The 18,062-nt window shown below is 69.2% G+C and carries 15 protein-coding genes and 1 rRNA gene; 6 read left to right on the top strand and 10 right to left on the bottom strand.

The genetic code is table 11. The features are described 5' to 3' along the window. A 5S ribosomal RNA gene (gene rrf, locus AC5L38_RS42425) occupies positions 1–70 on the top strand; the annotation flags it as partial. 176 nt (positions 71–246) lie between these two features. Here rrf and AC5L38_RS42420 read toward each other — a convergent pair. Further along, on the bottom strand, positions 247–1,035 hold the full coding sequence (locus tag AC5L38_RS42420) for a PhzF family phenazine biosynthesis protein (protein WP_495248488.1): 789 nt from the start codon (positions 1,033–1,035) through the stop codon (positions 247–249). A gap of 206 nt (positions 1,036–1,241) precedes the next feature. Here AC5L38_RS42420 and AC5L38_RS42415 point away from each other — a divergent pair, with 206 nt between their 5' ends. After that, complete coding sequence (locus tag AC5L38_RS42415) at positions 1,242–1,634, top strand: cell division protein SepF (protein WP_389921530.1); 393 nt, start codon at positions 1,242–1,244, stop codon at positions 1,632–1,634. A gap of 134 nt (positions 1,635–1,768) precedes the next feature. Here AC5L38_RS42415 and AC5L38_RS42410 read toward each other — a convergent pair whose 3' ends face one another. The 5 genes from AC5L38_RS42410 to AC5L38_RS42390 all read right to left on the bottom strand — a co-directional run bounded on the left by AC5L38_RS42410 (position 1,769) and on the right by AC5L38_RS42390 (position 9,530). Further along, positions 1,769–3,451 carry a hypothetical protein gene (locus AC5L38_RS42410; protein WP_495248487.1) on the bottom strand — a complete coding sequence of 561 codons (1,683 nt, stop codon included), beginning with the start codon at positions 3,449–3,451 and terminating at the stop codon, positions 1,769–1,771. A 143-nt stretch (positions 3,452–3,594) separates the two neighbouring features. Then, a complete protein-coding gene (argS, locus tag AC5L38_RS42405) occupies positions 3,595–5,346 on the bottom strand; it encodes an arginine--tRNA ligase (protein ID WP_495248486.1) in 1,752 nt (583 codons plus the stop codon). Continuing rightward, positions 5,343–7,721, bottom strand: coding sequence for an HAD-IC family P-type ATPase (locus AC5L38_RS42400; RefSeq protein ID WP_495248485.1), 2,379 nt, complete (start codon positions 7,719–7,721; stop codon positions 5,343–5,345). Before AC5L38_RS42400 ends, argS begins: the two co-directional genes overlap by 4 nt. A gap of 129 nt (positions 7,722–7,850) precedes the next feature. Further along, positions 7,851–8,885: a phosphate acyltransferase PlsX gene (plsX, locus tag AC5L38_RS42395; RefSeq protein WP_495248484.1), complete on the bottom strand. Its 1,035-nt coding sequence runs from the start codon at positions 8,883–8,885 to the stop codon at positions 7,851–7,853. 72 nt (positions 8,886–8,957) lie between these two features. Continuing rightward, on the bottom strand, positions 8,958–9,530 hold the full coding sequence (locus AC5L38_RS42390; RefSeq protein ID WP_495248483.1) for a DUF1707 SHOCT-like domain-containing protein: 573 nt from the start codon (positions 9,528–9,530) through the stop codon (positions 8,958–8,960). Between the two features lie 171 nt (positions 9,531–9,701). Between AC5L38_RS42390 and AC5L38_RS42385 the strand changes: the two genes are divergently transcribed. Next, positions 9,702–11,036 carry a KamA family radical SAM protein gene (locus tag AC5L38_RS42385; protein ID WP_495248482.1) on the top strand — a complete coding sequence of 445 codons (1,335 nt, stop codon included), beginning with the start codon at positions 9,702–9,704 and terminating at the stop codon, positions 11,034–11,036. Positions 11,037–11,142: 106 nt separating this feature from the next. Here AC5L38_RS42385 and AC5L38_RS42380 read toward each other — a convergent pair whose 3' ends face one another. The 4 genes from AC5L38_RS42380 to AC5L38_RS42365 form a co-directional block, all read right to left on the bottom strand. Beyond that, positions 11,143–11,322, bottom strand: coding sequence for a hypothetical protein (locus AC5L38_RS42380; RefSeq protein ID WP_329086969.1), 180 nt, complete (start codon positions 11,320–11,322; stop codon positions 11,143–11,145). A gap of 103 nt (positions 11,323–11,425) precedes the next feature. After that, a complete protein-coding gene (locus AC5L38_RS42375) occupies positions 11,426–11,947 on the bottom strand; it encodes a YbhB/YbcL family Raf kinase inhibitor-like protein (RefSeq protein ID WP_495248481.1) in 522 nt (173 codons plus the stop codon). A gap of 193 nt (positions 11,948–12,140) precedes the next feature. After that, positions 12,141–13,004 carry an ABC transporter ATP-binding protein gene (locus tag AC5L38_RS42370; protein ID WP_495248480.1) on the bottom strand — a complete coding sequence of 288 codons (864 nt, stop codon included), beginning with the start codon at positions 13,002–13,004 and terminating at the stop codon, positions 12,141–12,143. Further along, positions 12,997–13,935 (bottom strand): ABC transporter permease, encoded by a 939-nt coding sequence (locus AC5L38_RS42365; RefSeq protein ID WP_495248479.1) that lies wholly within the window; start codon positions 13,933–13,935, stop codon positions 12,997–12,999. Before AC5L38_RS42365 ends, AC5L38_RS42370 begins: the two co-directional genes overlap by 8 nt. A gap of 502 nt (positions 13,936–14,437) precedes the next feature. Here AC5L38_RS42365 and AC5L38_RS42360 point away from each other — a divergent pair. The 3 genes from AC5L38_RS42360 to AC5L38_RS42350 all read left to right on the top strand — a co-directional run bounded on the left by AC5L38_RS42360 (position 14,438) and on the right by AC5L38_RS42350 (position 18,061). After that, a complete protein-coding gene (locus tag AC5L38_RS42360) occupies positions 14,438–16,069 on the top strand; it encodes a peptide ABC transporter substrate-binding protein (RefSeq protein WP_495248478.1) in 1,632 nt (543 codons plus the stop codon). Positions 16,070–16,185: 116 nt separating this feature from the next. Next, complete coding sequence (locus tag AC5L38_RS42355; RefSeq protein WP_495248477.1) at positions 16,186–17,124, top strand: ABC transporter permease; 939 nt, start codon at positions 16,186–16,188, stop codon at positions 17,122–17,124. Beyond that, positions 17,117–18,061 (top strand): ABC transporter permease, encoded by a 945-nt coding sequence (locus AC5L38_RS42350; protein WP_495248476.1) that lies wholly within the window; start codon positions 17,117–17,119, stop codon positions 18,059–18,061. The genes AC5L38_RS42355 and AC5L38_RS42350 overlap by 8 nt, the downstream gene beginning before the upstream one ends. Position 18,062 lies beyond the last annotated feature (1 nt).

The following is an 18,062-nucleotide window of genomic DNA, read 5'->3' as shown; positions in this document are numbered from 1 at the left end:
GGAAGTTAAGCTCTTCAGCGCCGATGGTACTGCACCGGGGACGGTGTGGGAGAGTAGGTCACCGCCGGACAATCTTTTGTGAGGGCCCCCACCAGGTTTGGTGGGGGCCCTCATGCTTTCATGATCTTAAGAGAGAAGGGCCTCCACCGGCGGTGGGGGCCCTTTTCGCGTTGAGGGGCGTTGAGAGTTCTGTGGAAACGACGGCTACCGAGCCGGCCGGAGCCATGAGATCCCGGACCCGAAAGCCTAGACGTGCAGCTCGCCGGAAAGAACGGTCACCGCGTTTCCCGCGAGTTCGACGCGGTCACCTCGCACGGCCGTGCGGACCACGCCCCCGCGCTGTGACAGCTGGGCGCCCACCAGCCTGTCTGAGCCGAGCTTGGCCGACCAGTACGGCGCGAGCGCGCAGTGGGCCGAGCCCGTGACCGGGTCCTCGGGGACTCCGACCCGGGGAGCGAAGAATCGGGACACGTAGTCGGCACCGGGGCGTGAGGCCCTGGCCGTCACGATGACCCCTCGCGCGTCCACGGCCTCCAGGGCGCGGAAGTCCGGGGTGGTGGCGAGAACGGCCTCCTCGGACTCGACCTCCACGAGATAATCCCAAACATTTTTTCCTGTCCAAACAGGTTTAACTCCGAGCGCAGCGATCAGTCCCTCCGGTGGGCTCATCGCTTGGAGTACTTTTGCCGGGAAATCCATGCTGATTAAACCGTATTTATCCCTGGTCACGGACAGGATTCCGCTCTTCGTTGAGAATTCGAGGGTTTCTGGGACCGTTCCCGTGGAATACAGCACATGCGCCGCGGCCAGGGTCGCATGCCCGCACAGGGCCACCTCGGTCACCGGCGTGAACCAACGGAGCGAGTACGGTCCGCCGTCCTCCGCTCCGAGCAGGAAGGCTGTCTCGGAGTGCCTCATCTCCGCCGCCACGGACTGCATCCAGGTGTCAGGGACCGGATTGCCGAGTACGCAGACCCCAGCGGGGTTACCCTTGAAAAATTCATCGGTAAACGAATCGACCGTGTAGACGAGCATGACGCGATGCTAGCGGCGCCCGAGATATCGGTTGAAGTTGGGTCAGGAGATCAGGCACAGTCGGGGATCAGGCAAACCAGTGCGGTAGCCGTACAAAGTGGAAATAAGCGCTGGGCGTGTCGCATGGCGAACTTCTTGTCGTCGGTTACCGTCCAAGGTGTAGGGACAGGCCGGACACGGCGTGGTCCTGGCGAAAGGACGAGCCGATGGGGGCAGTGCGCAAGGTGGCGACCTACCTTGGCCTGGGCGGGGCCGAGAACTATGACGAGTCCTACGACTACGAGGAAGAGGTCGAGGGCGAGGAGGAAGACTGGCAGTCCGCCTCCGAGCGCGCGGCCAAGCGCTGGCGCGCGATGAACGAGCCCTCGCGGATCGTGATGCTGACACCGATGAAGTACAACGACGCACCGGTCATCGGGCAGCACTTCCGTGAGGGGCAGACCGTCATCATGGACGTCAGCGGCATGAGCACCGCCGAGGCGACCCGCATGGTCGACTTCGTCGCGGGGCTGGCGTACGGCTGCGAGGGGCGCATCGAGCGGATCGCGGAGAAGGTCTTCCTGCTGGCCCCCGCCGAGGTGGAGATCACCAACGGTTGATGCCGCAGCGGCCTCGCCGGTACGGGGGGCCAGAGCGATTGATCGGACCCGGTACGCGTGCGAGGCCGACTCGGCGCGCGTACCGATGCGTATGGCGTGATCGCGCACCGCCGGTGAGCCGGGCGGTAGACCGGTCAGCCCGCTCGGGGGCCCCGGCGGAGCAGGCGGGTGAGCTCGGCCAGGTCGGAGGTCGCCGTCTTGACCCGGCCCTCCGACTCGTGGGCGTACTCGTGCAGCGCCCACACCGCGCCCTGGGCGAGCTCCCTGAGCTCGGCGAGCCGTGTGACGACGTACTCGGCATCCGCTCGCTCACGCTGCCGCCTGCGCCACAGCCGGTAGGCACCTCCCGCGGCCGGCAGGAGCGCGAGCGGGGCGAGAGGGAGGACGGGAAGCACGAGCGTGACCACCAGGATCACCGGGGCCAGGGCGAGCAGCACGTAGGCCGCCCAGGGGCGGCCGCGATCCGGTGCTCCCTCGGTGGCGATCCGCTCCTCGGCGGCACCCAGCGACTCGGGATCCGGCCCATCGGGCCTGAGCGTCACCCGGTGACCGAGGATCGGCATGGTGACCGACTCGGGAGCCTCGGCCCGGGTGGCCTCGGCGAGGCTCTCGGCCGCGGCCCGCACGATGGGCGCGGCCACGTGCAGCGCGATCGCGGCCAGGTAGGGGTGGGAGCCGGGGCGCAGATCGTCGAGCAGGTGGCGGGTGAGCGACCTCATCGGCCGTTCGTGGACGCCGGAACCTGTCAGCTGGCGGAGGACGGTCAGTGGCTCGTCCTCGCTCCACACGACGGTCGCCTCGCCGGAACGGTCGGCCTGCGCGGCGGTGACGAGCGCGAGGTCGCCCAGGCCGCCGGCCGTCCCTTCCGTGCGGTCGCGCGCCTCATCGATCGTCGCGCCGTCCGTCCGGGCCGCGGAACCGCCGGTGGCGCCGTCGCCTCCCCTGCTCTCGCGGGCCGAGGTGATCTCGGCGCAGCGGTCGAGCAGGTGGGCCAGCCGGGCCGCGGCGTGCACGGGGGCGGCCAGTTCGGGGAGTTGGGCGAGCTCCACGAAATCGGCCAGGGCCGGTGACAGGACCGTGGAGGGCTCGTCGGGGATCAGCGCGCGCAGCCACCGGTCGGGCTCGGACGCCGGGGAGGCCGCCACCGCGTCGAGCTTGCGGAGGACGAATATCTTGCCCGCCGGGCCGTACGCCCCCCGGGCGGCGGCGAGCCAGAGCGCCCGCTGGCCGTGGGTCACCGGGTGGTCCAGGGAGAGCTCTCCGAAGGCGGTGCCGAGCCACGAGGCGTGGATCCGGTCGCCCTGGCCGGCCACGGCGAGGGCGAGGCAGAGGAAGAGCGCGGTCCGCTGCTCGTCACGCTGCGCGGCGCGTGCGAGGGGTTCGAGTGACTCCTCGCCGCGCATGAGCAGCAGGAGCGCCTCGACGGCCGGAGCCTGCCAGTGGTCCGACGCGTCCTCGAAGTCCGCCGGCACGCCGGTGGGGACGGTGCCGTTGGCCAGATCGGTGAGGAGCGCGTCGACACCGCGGCGCGGCTCCCTCTCGGTGTGCGAGGCGTCATCCGCACCCGGAGTCGAGGTCAGGTCGCTGCTGGAACCCGCACCCGGAGCCGCGGTCAGATCGGTGCTCGAATCCGCACCCGGTGTCGCGGTCAGGTCGCTGCTGGAACCCGTGCCCGGAGCCGAGGTCAGGTCGGTGCTCGAATCCGCACCCGGCATCGCGGTCAGGTCGCTGCTGGAACCCGTGCCCGGAGCCGAGGTCAGATCGGTGCTCGGGGTCGCGGCGTCCGTGCTCACGTTCGCGGTCAGGTCCGTGCTCAAGGCAGAGAGCTCCCCGAAGTTGTGACCGATGACCGCGCCAGCGTATTGCGCTTCGGACATCCCCGCAGGGAGGCGCGCCGAACATGACTTTGCCAGACGATCGCCTTCATCTTCCCAATAAAGACGATCATCTGGTGGACAGGTTACATGCGCTCGGGGGCCGGGACGCCGAGAAGGCTCAGGCCGGTCTCCAGAACCTTCAGGGTCAGCGCGCACAGGGCGAGCCGGGAGGCGCGAGTGGCCGCGTCGACGTCGTCCTTCAGCACCGGGCAGTTCTCGAAGAACGTGGTGAAGGCGCTCGCGGTGTCGAAGAGGTAGGAGGCAGTCTTGTGCGGCGCCGAGTTCTCCGCCATCTCCTCGACGACCGAGCCGAACCCGAGGAGCTGCAGTGCCAGGGCGCGTTCGGCCGGGTGGCCCAGCACGATCGGGCCGGTCGTCTCGGCCGGGGTCACCCCGCCCCTGCGGAAGATGGAGCGGATGCGGGCCTGGGCGTACTGCAGGTAGGGGCCGGTGTTGCCGGTCAGGGCGAGCATGCGGTCGAAGTCGAAGACGTACTCGCTGTCGTGGCTGACCGACAGGTCGGCGTACTTGACCGCGCCCATGCCGACGGCGTGCGCGATCTCCGTGCGCTCGGCGTCGGCGTAGTCGCTGTCCCTGAGCACCTCGGCGGCCCGGGTCTCGGCCTCGTCGAGCAGCTCCACGAGCTTGATGGACTTCCCGCTCCTGGTCTTGAACATCTTGCCGTCGGAGCCCAGCACGCTGCCGATCTGGATGTGCTCGGCCCTGACGTGGTCGGGCAGCCAGCCCGCCAGCCTGGCCGAGTCGAACACCATCGACATGTGCAGCGACTGGGTCGCGCCGATCACGTAGAGGATCCGGTCGGCCTTGAGGTCCTGGACCCGGTAGCGGATCGTGGCCATGTCGGTGGTGCCGTAGCCGTAGCCGCCGTCGCTCTTGCGGATCATCAGGGGCAGCGGCTGGCCCTCGCGGCCGGTGTAGCCGGGCGGGAAGACGCAGAGCGCGCCGTCGCTGAGGACGGCGATGCCCCGCTCCTGCAGCTCGTCGCAGACCTGGGCGAGCACGTGGTTGTACATGCTCTCGCCGGCGATGTCGTCGTCGGTCAGCGTCACACCGAGCTGGACGTAGACCTTGTTGAAGTAGCGGACCGTGGCGTCCATGAAGATGTGCCACAGGCGCATCGTCTCGGGCTCTTCGGCCTGCAGGGTGACGACCCGGGTGCGGGCGCGCTTGTTGAACTCGGGGTCGGTGTCGAACTTCAGCCGGGCGGCCTGGTAGTAGGCGTTGCCCTCGCCGGCCTCCAGCTGGGCGACGGCGGTCTCCTCGCCGATGTCGAGCAGGTGCTCGATGAGCATGCCGAAGGGCGTGCCCCAGTCGCCGAGGTGGTTCTGCCGGATGACCTTGTGGCCCAGGTGCTCGTGGACCCGGGCGAGCGCGTCACCGACGATCGTCGTGCGCAGGTGGCCGACGTGCATCTCCTTGGCCGCGTTGGGCGCGGAGTAGTCGATCACGATGGTCCGCGGCGAGGCGGCCAGGCTCACGCCGGTGCGCGGGTCGGCCAGGATCTCGGAGGCCCCCGCGGCGATCCACTCGTCGGAGAGGGTCAGGTTGAGGAAGCCGGGGCCGCTGACCTCGACGGTGCCGGGGAACGGGTCGTCCGCGTCTCCGGCCCGGCCGGTGAGGTGCTCGGCGATCTCCTGGGCGACCTCCCGCGGCGCCCGTCGCAGTCGCTTGCTCAGGCTCATCGCGACGTTCGCCTGGTAGTCGGCGAACTGCGAGGGACGGATCAGCGGGTCTGCGTCGGAGTATTCCGCACCGAAGGCGGCGGCCAGCGCCTGCTGGACGCGCTCGGTCAGTGCGAGCTGCGGGTCGGTCATGCTCCAAGGGTATCGGCTGGCCGGTCCTGAACCGATTGGATATCACCCGGGATCGGCTCCGTACGGCGGGATCGCACGATCATGAAGACGCCCGTCAGCACGACACCGGCGGCGACGCCGAGCCCGGTCGCGGTGAGCCCGGCCGCGGGACCGCCGAGGGTGAGCGCGAAGAACTCGCGGGCGAACGGGACGGCGAGGGCGAGCGCGAACAGCCCGGCCATGGAGGCCACGAGCACCACCCGCCACCAGACGTACGGGCGGGCGACCAGGACCAGCACCCACCAGGCGGCCACGAACAGCGTGATCACCGCGGAGGTGCGGCTCTCCTCCAGGGTGGCGGACCCGCTCTGGGCGATCCAGTACGACAGGTAGACGGCGGCGGCGCAGACGATCCCGGCGGGGACCGCCAGGCGCAGCACCCGGGGCACGAAACCGCTCCTGGCCCGCTCGTTGCTCGGCGCGAGCGCGAGGAAGAAGGCGGGGATGCCGATCGTCAGGGCGTTGACCAGCGTGGAGTGGCGGGGAGCGAACGGGAACGCGAGCCCGATGACCCCGGTGAGCAGGGAGAGCACGATCGCGTAGAAGGTCTTGGTCAGGAAGAGCCCGGCGACCCGCTCGATGTTGGCGAGCACCCGGCGGCCCTCGCCCACCACGGAGGGCAGGCTGGCGAAGCCGTCGTCCATCAGCACGATCTGGGCGACCGCCCGGGTGGCGCCGCTGCCGGAGCCCATCGCCACGCCGAGGTCGGCGTCCTTGAGCGCGAGGACGTCGTTCACGCCGTCGCCGGTCATGGCGACCGTGTGCCCGCGTGACTGGAGCGCGCCGACGAACAATCGCTTCTGGTGCGGGCTGACCCGGCCGAAGACGGTGTGGGACTCCATGATCTCGGCGAGCTTCTCCGGGTCGTCCTCGGGCAGGGTGCGGGCGTCCACCGCGCGCTCCCCGCCCGGGATGCCCAGGGAGGTGGCGATGGCCGACACCGACTCGGGGTTGTCGCCGGAGATGACCTTGACGGTGACGCGCTGCCCGGCGAAGTAGGCGAGGGTGTCGGCCGCGTCCGGGCGGATCCGCTGTTTGAGCACGACGATGGCCGCGGCCTCGACGGTGCCGAGGTCGTCGGGGTCGCGCAGCGAGGCGACCCGGCACAGGGCGAGCACCCGCAGGCCGGTGGCGGCGAGTGCCCAGGCGTCGTCGTACTCGGGGGTGCCGGGCGGCAGGAGGACGTCGGGGGCGCCCAGGACCCAGCCGCCGTGGTCGTCGAACTCGGCGCCGCTCCACTTGCGGGCCGAGGAGAAGGGGACCTTGGCGGTGGTGGTCCAGCCGGGCGGGCCGGGGTAGCGGGCCTGGACGGCGCGGGCGGTGGGGTTGGGGTCGGGGTCGAGGTTGGCCAGCGCGGCCAGGGCATCGTCGACGGGCAGGTCCTCGCGCAGCGGGCGGACCTCGTCGAGTTCCATGCCGCCCGAGGTGAGGGTGCCGGTCTTGTCGAGGCAGAGCGTGTCGACCCGGGCCAGGATCTCGATCGCGGGCAGTTCCTGGACCAGGCAGCGGCGCCTGCCCAGCCGGATCACGCCGACGGCGAAGGCGATGCTGGTCATCAGGACCAGGCCCTCGGGGATCATGGTGACGATTCCCGCGACCGTGCCGGTGACGGCCTCGCCGACGCTCGTCTGCCTGCTGACCTGACTCCAGGTGAGCAGGGCGCCGATCGGGATGACCACCCAGGTCACGTACTTGATGAACCTGGTGACGCCTTCGCGCAGCTCCGAGTGGGACAGGCTGAACGCGCTGGCCTCCTCGGCGAGCCTGGCCGCGTAGGCGTCGCGGCCGACCCTGGTGGCGAGGTAACGGCCCCTCCCGGCGACCACGAAGCTGCCGGACAGGACCTCGTCGCCGGGACGCTTGTGCACCGGGTCGGCCTCGCCGGTCAGCAGCGACTCGTCCACCTCCAGGCCGTCGGCGTCCGCCACCTCACCGTCGACCAGCAGCTGGTCGCCGGGGGAGAGCAGGACGAGGTCGCCGAGCACGACCTGCCGGGGCGGGATCTCGGTGTCGGAGCCGTCCCTGCGGACCTTGACCGGGGACTCGTTGACGATGGCGAGCCGGTCGAGGGTGCGCTTGGCGCGGAGCTCCTGGACGATGCCGATGCCCGCGTTGGCCACGATCACCAGCCCGAAGAGCCCGTCCTGCCACTCCCCGAAGATCATGATCAGCACCCAGAGCACGCCGATCACCCCGTTGAAGAGGGTGAGGACGTTGGCCCTGACGATCGCCGAGACCGATCTGCTCGACCGGCGCCTGACGTCGTTGACCTGCCCCGCGGCCACCCGCTCGGCCACTTCGGCCGAGGTCAGCCCACGGTCCGTCACCTGCTCCACGCGCTCCCCCGTCGATCGGCTGGGACTCAGGTTACGCGGGACCGGAGAACGCGATGAGCGGGTACCACCCGATACGCCGAAAATGTCACTCTGGGTGAGCGGCCCGCGGGCGAGGTGTGGACCGGAGGGTCACCAGAGGCGGTGCGGGCGGTGGGTGGAGGCCAGACGCTCGCCGATGCGGTTCACCACGCCCTCCTGGGCCAGCCTGGCCGCGAGCACGCAGGCGGAGCTCACCCCCTTGGCGTGGGAGGCGCCGTGCGCGATGACCACGGTGCCGTTCAGGCCGAGCAGCACGGCCCCGCCGTGGACCTCGGGGTCGAGCCGCCGGTAGAGCTCCTTGATGCGCCTCTTCTGCAGCAGGCCGCCCACCCTGGCCGTCCGGCTCTCGTTGATCGTCTCGCGGAGCTCGGCGAAGGCGTAGCGGACGCTGCCCTCCATGGTCTTGAGCGCCACGTTTCCGGTGAAGCCGTCGGCGACGATGACGTCCACGGTGCGGGTGAGCAGGTCGTGGCCCTCGATGTTGCCCGTGAAGTCGAGCCCGGGGGCGGCCGACAGCAGCTCGTGGGCCCGCTTGACGAGCTTGTTGCCCTTCTCCGGTTCGCTGCCGATGGTCAGCAGGCCGATCCTGGGGTGCTCGACGCCCAGCGCGGTCTCCGCGTAGGCGGCGCCGAGGTGGGCGAACTGCACCAGCATCTCCGGCTTGACCTCGGCGTTCGCCCCGGCGTCCAGCAGGACGGTCGGGGTGGGCCTGGTCGGCAGGGCGACGGCGATGGCGGGCCTGAGCACTCCCGGCTGGCCGCGGAGCCTGAGCTTGCCCGTGGCCACGATCCCCGCGGTGGAACCGGCGGAGACCACGGCGCAGGCGTCGCCTCGCCGTACGAGGTGGCAGGCGACGGCGATGCTGGAACGCGGGCGGCGCAGGCTGGCGAGGGCGCCCTCGTCCATGGCCAGGGCCTCCTCGGCGCGGACGATCGGGATCTCGGTGGTCGCGTCGTACCGGGAGAGCGCCTCGGACAGGGGCCGGGGGGCGCCGACGAGCACGACGGAGATCCCGTGCTCTCGCACCGCCCGCACGGCTCCCGCCACGATCTCGTCGGGGGCGTGGTCGCCGCCCATCGCGTCCAGGGCGATCGGCAGGGCGCCGGGGGCGTCGGTCTCTGGCAAGCGGTCACCTCGTGCGGGATGGTTTGTCCGCATCGTAGGCGGGGTTGGGACCGGATCGTCCCGTGGGGCCGATCAGGGAGTGCCGGGGAGATTCCAGTCGCTTCTCTCCCGGGAGACAATGATCTTGCCGAAGGTGGCGCGGCCGACGACCCTGATGACCGGGCCGTCCCCGTCGCCCGTGCCGCCGGAGATGCTGCGCTTGGCGAACAGCGCGCCCACCTCGTCGATGACGTGGGCATCGCGGGGGACCCTGACGATCAGCTTGCCGCAGTAGGAGTTGACCTCAAGGGTGATCTCCCGGCCCGGCAGCACCGCGTCGGACAGGTCGACGACCAGCGCGCCGAAGGTGGCCCGTAGCGCGGTGTGCCGCCCGGCGATCCAGCGCCCGCCGCGCACGACCTTGCTGAAGACGGCGGCGACCTCCTGCCGCTCGGAGGCGACCCCGCGGGCGGGCGCGGTGATGTCGGGCAGGTCGCGGGTGATGGGGACGAGGTCGTCCGTCGTGACGGCGGTGTAGGCGGCCGCCAGCCGGTCGGCGTGCTCGACGCTGGTCAGGCGGCCGGTGGCGAACGCCTCACCCAGCACCGCGGCCACATGGTCGCGGTCGGCGTCGGAGGCGCGCAGAACGGGGTCATGGGACGTCATGACTGCGAGTGTACGACTATTCAAGATATATCGCGACATCCTGCAGAGGAAGAAATCGCCGAGATATGGAACCGGCCATAGGTCGGTTTACGTCCGGTATGTAACACGTTCGTGACGCGCGAAAGGCTGGCGAGGTTTACCGGTAAGGACAGAAATCTCAGCAAAGGATTGGTGATCTTGAGCGAAGCTTCCAAGCGCGGGTTCAGGGCGTACACCGCGAAACACCTCGACGACCTGCTGCGCAGGGGCGGTCTGGGTGACGACGAGCGGCTGCGGATCAGGGCGGTGGCGACGGTGCTGCCCTTCCGCACCAACGCCTACGTGGTGGATCAGCTCATCGACTGGTCGGCCGTCCCCGAGGACCCCATCTACCGGCTGGTCTTTCCCCAGGAGGACATGCTGCCCGAGGCGGACGTCACCAGGCTGGCGGGCCTGCTGCGGGACGGCGCGGGGAACGCCGAGATCCAGGCGGCGGCGAACAAGGTCAGGATGCGGCTCAACCCGCACCCCGCCGGTCAGCTCGACCTCAACGTCCCGCGCGTCGGCATGGAGCCGGTGCCCGGCATGCAGCACAAATACCCTGAGACGGTGCTCTTCTTCCCCAAGCAGGGGCAGACGTGCCACGCCTACTGCACCTACTGCTTCCGGTGGGCCCAGTTCATCGGGGAGCCCGACCTGAAGTTCGCCTCCGACGACGTCGACGCCCTCGTCCGCTATCTCAAGGACCACCCCGAGGTGACCAGCGTGCTGCTCACCGGCGGAGACCCCATGATCATGGGTGAGCCGGTGCTCCGCCGCTATCTGGAGCCGCTGCTCGGCATCGAGCAGCTGGAGTCGATCCGCATCGGCACCAAGTCGCTGGCCTACTGGCCGCAGCGGTTCGTCTCCGACCCCGACAGCGACGACACGCTCCGCCTGTTCGCCTCCGTGGTCGACGCGGGCAAGAACCTGGCCTTCATGGCGCACTTCTCGCATCCACGGGAGATGGACCTCCCGGTCGTCGAGGCCGCCGTCGCGGGGATCACGGCCACCGGCGCGGTCGTCAGGACGCAGGCGCCGCTGATCCGGTCGATCAACGACGACCCCGGGACCTGGTCGTCCATGTGGCGCAGGCAGCTGACCATGGGCATGATCCCGTACTACATGTTCGTCGAGCGCGACACCGGCCCGCAGGACTACTTCGCGGTGCCGCTCGCCAGGGCCTACGAGATCTTCAGGGACGCCTACGCGAGCGTTTCCGGGCTGTGCCGCACCGTGCGGGGCCCGTCGATGTCGGCCACGCCCGGCAAGGTCTGCGTGGACGGCGTCGCGGAGGTCGCGGGGCAGAAGGTCTTCGTGCTCCACCTCATCCAGGCGCGCGATCCGGAACTGGTCGGACGCCCCTTCTTCGCGAGGTACGACCCGAAGGCCGTGTGGCTCACCGACCTGCGGCCGGCCTTCGCCGACCGCTTCCCCTTCGAGTCTCCCCTCGAACCCGCCGTCGCCCCCCGGCGGCTGTCGGCCTGACCCGCCCCCGGCGGCCTCCGGTGGCCCGCGGATCGCGGGTGACGCCGGTGGTGGCTCGTGGACGGCAGGGAAACCGGCCGGTGCGCACCGGCCGGTTTCCGCCGCCTCAGCGGCCCGGGCCCCGCACGGAGGTGCGACGGGCGATCTCGGCCTGGAGTCTGGCCATCTGCCAGTGCAGCTCGATGAGCTGCTCGGTCAGCTGGAGACGCGGAATCTCTGACGGGTCCTCGACGGACAGGTGGTCGATCGCGGTGGACAGCTCTCGCATCGCGCGCCCCCACTCCATGACGGCTTCCTTGGATCGAAACAACGTTCGAATCATACCGGAACACCGAACACGCTGTCAGTCCATTGCCTCCCGTGTCCCACCCCGGGACGTACCGTGATTTCTAGTTCTGGTATTCGGGCGTCACGTATCCGCGGGCCAGGGTGTGGGCGGTGATGTTGAAGCCCACCACGGCGGGCGGGGTGTCGGGGCCGAGGCCGAGCTTCTCCACGTCGAGGGCGTGCACCGCGAAGATGTAGCGGTGCGGGGGTCCGGGCGGCGGCGCGGCGCCGCCGTAGGCGTTGTGGCTGTAGTCGTTGCGCCCGTGCACGCCCACGCCGCCGTCGCCCGCTCCCGCGCCGGCGGGCAGCTCGGTCACGTCGGCCGGGATGTCGAACAGCAGCCAGTGCCAGAACCCGCTGCCGGTGGGGGCGTCGGGGTCGAAGCACGTCACGGCGTAGCTGAGGGTGCCCTCGGGGCCGGCGGACCAGCGCAGGTGGGGGGAGACGTTCTGGCCGGTGAAACCCCAGTCGTTGAACGCGTGGGTCTCCGCCATGCGCTCGCCGTCGCGGACGTCGTCGCTCTCGACGGTCAGCGCGGGGACCTGGGGCAGGAAGTCGTACGGAATCGGTGGCCGCGTGGACACGATTCACCTCCGATGGAAGCGTCTTGTCGGTCGCTCCTCATCCTGCCCTGCGATCGGACCCGTAGTGATCGGGCGCCGTGCGTTCGGGGGTGTGGCGTCCGGCCGCCGCCGCGTGTTCCGAGGACGCGGCTTCGGGCGCCGTGCGTGCGGCCCGTGGCGTTCCGCGGGCCGGGTGGCCGGACGCTGGTCGCGGTCAGACCTTGTTGTAGGCGGCGAGGACCGTCTGCGGGTCGCCGTCCATCCTGATCTTGCCCTTGTGCAGCCAGATGACCCGGTTGCAGGTCTCCTCGATCACGTCGAGGTTGTGGGCGACCAGGAAGACGGTGCCGGCCTCGTCGCGCATCTTCTTGATGCGGTCCTGGCTCTTGCGCCGGAACTCGCGGTCGCCGGTGGCCAGGGCCTCGTCGATGAGCAGCACGTCGTGGGACTTGGCCGAGGCGATGGCGAAGCGGAGCCTGGCGCCCATGCCCGAGGAGTAGGTCGACATGGGGAACTGCACGAACTCCCCGATGCCGGAGAAGTCGACGATGTCGTCGTACTTCTGCTTGACCTGCGCGGGGTTCATGCCCATCGCGTAGCAGCCGAGCACGATGTTGCGCTCGCCGGTGAGCTCGCGCATCAGCGCGGCGTTGACGCCGAGCAGGGAGGGCTGGCCGTCGGTGTAGACGGCGCCGGAGTGCGGGGGCAGGAGGCCGGCGATGGCGCGCAGCAGGGTGGACTTGCCGGAGCCGTTGCGGCCGACGATGCCGATGGCGTCGCCGTGGCGGGCCACGAAGGACACGCCGCGCACGGCGTGGACCTCCTTCATCTGCGGACGCCCCTGGCGCTTGACGAGGCGCATGAGGGCGTTGACCGCGTTGCCCTTCTCCGTGTCGCTGGCCGCGCCGTACACCCGGTAGATGATGTGCAGGTCGTCCACGATGACCGTGGGTGTGCCCTCGCGCTCGTCGGCGGGCGCGCGGGCGGGTTCCGGGTTGGGGTGCACCCTGACGTCCGTGCTCGGCACGGCGGGCTCCTCGGCCTTCACTCGGGACAGCTCCTCGGTCAACTCAGCCACGGCCGTACTTCTCCTCGGCTCGCCAGAAGTACCAGAACCCGCCGAGCAGAGCGAACACCGCCCAGAATACGCAGACCGCCCAGATGTAGGGGCGGGGCGGGTGGCTATCCATGAGCAGGTCCCGCATGAGCTCGATGTACGCGGCGGCGGGGTTGAAATACATGACGTCGGCGACCCACTGGGGGAGGCCGGCGCCGCCGGGGCCGACCTTGTCCTTGATGGAGAAGAAGACGCCGGAGGCGTAGAGCCAGGTGCGCATGATGAAGGGCAGCAGCTGGTTCAGGTCGCGTGCGGTGGAGCCGAACCGGGCGAGCACCAGGCTCGCGCCGATGTTGAACATGGTCTGCAGCAGCAGGGCGACCGGGATCAGCAGCCAGAACAGGGTGACGGGTTCCTGGGTGAGCAGCACCAGCCCGAACAACACGCCCATGGAGATGAGCAGCTGCTGGAACTCCTGGATCGTGTAGGCGAGCGGGAGCGCGGCGCGCGGGAAGTGCAGGGCGCGGATCAGCGACAGGTTGCCGGAGATCGCCCTGGCGCCGCCGCTCACCGAGCGCTGGGTGTAGGTGAAGACGAACATCCCGGTGATGAGGAAGGCCGGGTAGTTCTCGATGCCCTTGCTCGCGCCGAGGATCAGGCCGAACATCAGGAAGTAGATGGCGGCGTTGAGCAGTGGCGTGATGACCTGCCACAGCTGGCCCAGGGCCGAGTTGCTGTACTTCGAGACGTTGCGCGACGTGGCGTACGTCATGACGAAGTGTCGTCGTTCCCACAACTGACGCATGTAGACGAACAGACTGGGGCGTGCGATGGCACGCCGAAGTCCGTGGCGCGCGGCGAGCTTGGCCAGCGGCTCCTGCCCCTGCTCGGGGGTGCCGTTACTCGGGCCGCCCGCCTGGGGGCCCGCGATCGCGGATTCCGGCTGGCTCATGGCAAGGACTCTATTGGATGCGAGTGGATGAAGTGCCTGCGGCGGGGGTCCGCCGCACACATTGGACGGGATCCCCGGGCAACAGGTTCCAGGGCAATTGCGCGGTTCTCCTCCGCGAGACCGGGTCTTCGGCGATCACGTCAGCGCAGGCCCAGGTCAGGGTCATAGGAGGGTAACGGATGCGAGCAGTGTCGGTGCGGGGGTATTTTTGGCGTGACCGTTCATGTCCTACGTGTGCCTGGATGTCGTTTTCATACACATCCGGGATCTTGACCTCGTCGAGTTGGCAGGTATGTGACGCCGAATCGGTTCATGCGTGACCGAACTGCAACATCACAGATATAAGTCGGTGTGGAGCGGTAGGGAATAGTCGCGATCGATCGGTGTGGCGTCAGCACCCGGACCGGAACAGCGGGAAGCAGGGACCACAAGATCCTCCTTCGCGGTGCTCGGGCCACGGACCCAGTGTCGACGCAAGCCTGCAAAGGGAGGATTTACCGCAATGCGTGTTACTAAGGGTGCGCGGCTCACCGCCGGCACCGCGTTGCTCGCCCTCGCGCTGACCGCGTGCGGCAGCTCGACGCCGTCGGACGGCGGGACGGCCGCGGGCGACCAGCCCGTGCGCATGGAGCTCGGCGAGCCGCAGAAGCTCTTCTACCCCGGTGACACCACCGAGTCCGAGGGCTCCGAGGTCCTGGCCGCCATCTTCGCCCCGCTGGTCGGCTACGACGAGAACAAGCAGGTCGTGGACGAGGTCGCCGAGTCGATCGAGTCGACCGACAACACGACATGGACGATCAAGCTCAAGCCGGGATACACCTGGCACAACGGTGAGAAGCTGATCGCGCAGAACTACGTCGACGCGTGGAACTACGCCGCCAACCAGGACAACGTCCAGGGCGCCAACGGCTTCTTCGCGCGGGTCGACGGCTGGGCCGACCTGAACCCCGGTGAGGGCCAGACCGTCTCCACCAAGGAGATGAAGGGCCTCAAGGTCGTCGACGAGAGCACCTTCACCGTCACCCTCACCAAACCGTTCTCCCAGTTCAAGACGATGCTCGGCTACACGGCGTTCTACCCGCTGCCCAAGGCGGCCTTCGGCCCCGACGGCAAGGTCACCGAGGAGTTCGCCAAGAAGCCGATCGGCCAGGGCTACTTCCAGATCGACAAGCCCTACAACAAGGGCACCGACCAGACGATCGACCTCACCCGGTACGACAAGTTCGCCGGGACGAAGCCGAAGTTCACCAAGCTCCAGTTCAAGCTCTACACGAGCCCGGAGACCGCGTTCAACGACCTGGCCGCGGGCAACCTCGACGTCCACGACTCGCTGCCCCCGTCGGCGATCGCGCGGGCCAAGTCGGAGCTCGGCGAGCGCTACCTGGACGAGGCGGACGCCGGCGTCGGCTACATCGGCTTCCCGCTGCAGTACAACAAGACGTACGCGAACGTGAAGATCCGCGAGGCCATCTCCATGGCCATCGACCGCGCCACCATCGCCGACAAGGTCTTCTCCGGCACGCGCGCCCCGGCGGACGACTTCATCAACCCCCTCCTCGACGGCTACCGCGCCGGCGCCTGCGCGGCCTGCAGCTACGAGCCCGCCAAGGCCAAGGAGCAGTACGCCGCCAACAACGGCCCCAAGACGCTGGAGCTGGGCTACAACACCGACGGCCCGCACAAGGAGTGGATCGAGGCCGTCGCGAACAGCCTCCGCGCCAACCTGGGCATCGAGGTGACGGTCAAGCCCTTCGAGAAGTTCGCCTCGATTCTCGACGAGCTCGACAAGAAGACCTACGGCGGCATGTTCCGCATGGGCTGGGCGATCGACTACCCGTCGGCGGAGAACTACCTGACGCCGATCTTCTCCACCGTCGCGATCAAGACCGGCTCCAACTACGCCGGCTGGTCGAACAAGGAGTTCGACGAGCTCCTGGCCAAGGGTGACACCGCCGCGACGCAGGAGGAGGGCCTGAAGTTCTACCAGCAGGCCGACGACATCCTGATCAAGGAACTGCCGTACATTCCGGTGTACTTCTACCGGACCAACGCCGCGTTCTCCCAGCACGTCAAGGGCGTCAAGATCAATCTTCTCAACCAGGTCGAGTGGACCGAGGTCGAGAAGGCCAGCTGACGATCGGTTGAGGGCCGGGCGGGAGCCCGGCCCCATCGGTCGCCCGGAACGATCTCGCGGCGCCGCGCGACCCGCCGGCCCGCGAGATCGCCCCCGGGCACCTACGGGAGATACGAATGGGCCGTTACATCCTCAGGCGTCTGATCCAGTCGATACCAGTCCTCATCGGCGCCACCCTGCTCATCTACGCCATCGTCTTCGCGCTGCCCGGTGACCCCATCGCGGCGCTGGCGGGCGAGAAGCGGGTAGACCCCAACATCGTCGCCATCCTGCGCGAGCAGTACCACCTGAACGACCCGTTCCTGGTGCAGTACTGGTACTACGTCGTCGGCCTGTTCAACGGCGACTTCGGTACCACCTTCGCCGGCGTCGGAGTCGGGGAGATCATGGCCGGCAAGTTCCAGGTGACCATCAACCTGGCGGCGACCGCGCTGGTGATGGAGGCCGTCATCGGCGTGGGGCTCGGCCTGTACGCGGCGCTGCGTCACGGCAAGGCCAGCGACTCGATGATCCTCGCCTCCACCCTGGTGCTGATCTCCATCCCCACCCTGGTGACCGGCTTCGTGCTCCAGCTGCTGCTGGGCGTGAAGCTCAAGCAGGCCGGGATCGACCTCTTCCCCGTCGCGGGCGTGACGGAGGGCTGGCGCAGCTACCTGCTGCCCGGCTTCGTGCTCGCCGGGACGTCGATCGCCTACCTGACCAGGCTCGCCAGGAACAGCCTGGTGGAGATCCTGCGCGCCGACTACATCCGCACCGCGGTGGCCAAGGGCCTGCCCAGGAACCGGGTCGTCGGGCGGCACGCGCTGCGCAACGCGCTGATCCCGCTCGTCACCTACCTGGGCGCCGACCTCGGCACGTTGATGGGCGGCGCGGTGATCACCGAGACGATCTTCAACCTGCCGGGAATCGGCCAGCAGCTCTTCAGCTCCGTGTACCTGCGCGAGCAGCCGGTGGTCGTCGGCATCGTGACCATCCTGGTGCTGATCTACATCCTTGCCAACCTGGTCGTCGACCTGCTCTACGCCGTGCTCGACCCGAGGATCCGCTATGAGTGACACTCTTGTCCCGGCCGGAGGGCAGACCGGGAACCCCAAGCACGGCAGGCCCAGGAGGGGCGCGAAGGGCGCCAAGGCGCCCAAGGCCGCGAGCCTGTGGGGCGACGCCTGGTACGACCTGCGCCGCCGCCCGCTCTTCATCGGGGCGTCCCTCCTCATCGCCGTCCTGGTCGTCATGGCGGCGTTCCCCTCGCTGTTCACCTCGGTGAACCCGTTCGACGCCAAGAGCTGCAACCTGGGCGACGCCCGGCTGGGCATGGGCGCGGCGCACTGGTTCGGCACCGACAACCTCGGCTGCGACATCTACGCCCGCACCATCTACGGCGCCCGCAACTCGATCGTGGTCGGCCTGGCCACGACCATCGTCACCGCGCTGGTGGGCGGCCTGCTCGGCCTCGTCGCCGGGTTCAGGGGCGGCCCGCTGGACACCCTGCTCTCCCGGCTCACGGAGATCTTCTTCGCGATCCCGTCGATCCTCGGCGCCCTGCTCATCCTGGCGGTCTTCCGCACGGGCAACGTGTGGACCGTCATGCTCGCGCTGGCCGTGCTGACCTGGCCGATGACGTACCGGATCATGAGGGCGGCGGTGATCACCGCCAAGAGCCAGGACTACGTGCTCGCGGCGAGGGCGCTCGGCGCCTCCGCGTCGAGGATCATGTTCCGGCACATCCTGCCGAACGCGGTCGCCTCGGTGATCGTGGTCGCCACGATCAACCTGGGCTACTTCATCGCCGCGGAGGCCGGTCTGTCCTTCCTCGGCGTGGGCCTGCGCTCGCCCGACATCTCCTGGGGGCTCATGATCTCCGACGCCAGGGAGCGCTTCCTGGAGGCTCCGTGGGCGCTGCTGTTCCCGGCGCTGTTCCTGAGCCTGACGGTGCTGGCCTTCATCATGCTGGGCGACGCCGTCCGCGACGCCCTCGACCCGAAGCTGCGGTAGG

Source organism: Streptosporangium nanhuense (genome assembly GCF_059358815.1).
This window is presented reverse-complemented; position numbering and strand designations above follow the sequence as displayed.

Coding starts and splice junctions, on each gene's coding strand:
- AC5L38_RS42420 (WP_495248488.1), bottom strand. CDS start 1,035: ATGCTCGTCTACACGGTCGATTCGTTTACCGATGAATTTTTCAAGGGT.
- AC5L38_RS42415 (WP_389921530.1), top strand. CDS start 1,242: ATGGGGGCAGTGCGCAAGGTGGCGACCTACCTTGGCCTGGGCGGGGCC.
- argS (WP_495248486.1), bottom strand. CDS start 5,346: ATGACCGACCCGCAGCTCGCACTGACCGAGCGCGTCCAGCAGGCGCTG.
- AC5L38_RS42390 (WP_495248483.1), bottom strand. CDS start 9,530: ATGACGTCCCATGACCCCGTTCTGCGCGCCTCCGACGCCGACCGCGAC.
- AC5L38_RS42380 (WP_329086969.1), bottom strand. CDS start 11,322: ATGGAGTGGGGGCGCGCGATGCGAGAGCTGTCCACCGCGATCGACCAC.
- AC5L38_RS42365 (WP_495248479.1), bottom strand. CDS start 13,935: ATGAGCCAGCCGGAATCCGCGATCGCGGGCCCCCAGGCGGGCGGCCCG.
- AC5L38_RS42360 (WP_495248478.1), top strand. CDS start 14,438: ATGCGTGTTACTAAGGGTGCGCGGCTCACCGCCGGCACCGCGTTGCTC.
- AC5L38_RS42355 (WP_495248477.1), top strand. CDS start 16,186: ATGGGCCGTTACATCCTCAGGCGTCTGATCCAGTCGATACCAGTCCTC.
- AC5L38_RS42350 (WP_495248476.1), top strand. CDS start 17,117: ATGAGTGACACTCTTGTCCCGGCCGGAGGGCAGACCGGGAACCCCAAG.